The 1,035-nt window shown below is 43.5% G+C and carries 1 protein-coding gene and 1 pseudogene; one reads left to right on the top strand and one right to left on the bottom strand.

Annotation, left to right across the window (positions count from 1 at the left end; genetic code table 11):
• Positions 1–116: 116 nt before the first annotated feature.
• A pseudogene (locus tag ATB02_RS26840) lies at positions 117–257 on the top strand (hypothetical protein); the annotation flags it as partial.
• Positions 258–341: 84 nt separating this feature from the next.
• On the opposite strand, the gene ATB02_RS25665 reads toward ATB02_RS26840, so the two are convergent.
• Complete coding sequence (locus ATB02_RS25665; RefSeq protein ID WP_000562553.1) at positions 342–473, bottom strand: DUF3927 family protein; 132 nt, start codon at positions 471–473, stop codon at positions 342–344.
• Positions 474–1,035 lie beyond the last annotated feature (562 nt).

Below are 1,035 nucleotides of genomic sequence, written 5' to 3'. Positions count from 1 at the left end.
CTAGTCTAAAAACTAGTATTAAGACTATCACTTAAATAAGTGATATTGGTTGTCTGGAGATTCAGGGGGCCAGTCTACACAAAGTCTGCGTGGGATATTCTGAAAGAATATCCATAATGTGGAGAGAATCTATTGAAGTGCATGGTGCCGGGTGCCTCCCGGTGAATTCAGTACCAGCACCTGAATCCGCGATTATCCCATATACCTACTCGCTGATTGCCCCTCCGCACAGGGGGATTCACCATGCCAGTTTCTTTTAACAAACTCCCCGCAAACCAGAGAACAGTCAACCGCCTGAATTGTGAAGTATTTAAAAATTTCTCCCGCTAACTGATACCCGGCTAACAGTCTGGCGTTTTCTTTTTCAGCAACGGGAAAGCAACAACCACCACACCCGCCACCAGCACACCGTCAGCCAGCACTGACATTATCCGGCTGCTGCAATGCCATTCACAAAAACAGTAAGCAATCACTTTTTACCGTAACAGGTGATAATCCAGATATGTATCTACCCCAGATGAGTAATCCGAAGTTCATCCATACCACAGGTCCTGGCTATTCTGTTGTACTCCTGAACAAGAGCAAATAATTCTGAATTAGCAACCATGAACTCATCGCAAACCCTCTGTATAGCATCACTATTCAGAATAATAACGTCTCTTCCCGAAAGACGATCAGGAGCACAGAACAAAACTGTCAAACGGCTGAAGGCCTTTGCTCGTGCTGCATTGACTATATCAATACGCTGCCTAAGGATGAAACACCCCGACGCCTCATCAATATTCACTCTACCCACACCATATGAATGATAAATATTTAATGCTGAAAAAACCATTAGACCGTATAACAAACACTCAATCAATACTTAACAGAACTTTTATTTTTGACAAACATATAATATTTTCAACAATATCCTGAGCCAGGTATATTCCAGTATAAGGCTCTGCCGGAAGGAATCTGGAAGAATGAATATGGCGCGCTGTACTGGATTCGAACCAGTGACCGATTGCTTAGAAGGCAATTGCTCTGTCCGGC

It is taken from the genome of Escherichia sp. MOD1-EC5189 (assembly GCF_002966045.1).
GTDB lineage: Bacteria > Pseudomonadota > Gammaproteobacteria > Enterobacterales > Enterobacteriaceae > Escherichia > Escherichia coli_F.
The sequence above is the reverse complement of the archived record's forward strand: the minus strand, read 5'-3'. Positions and strand labels throughout refer to the sequence as shown.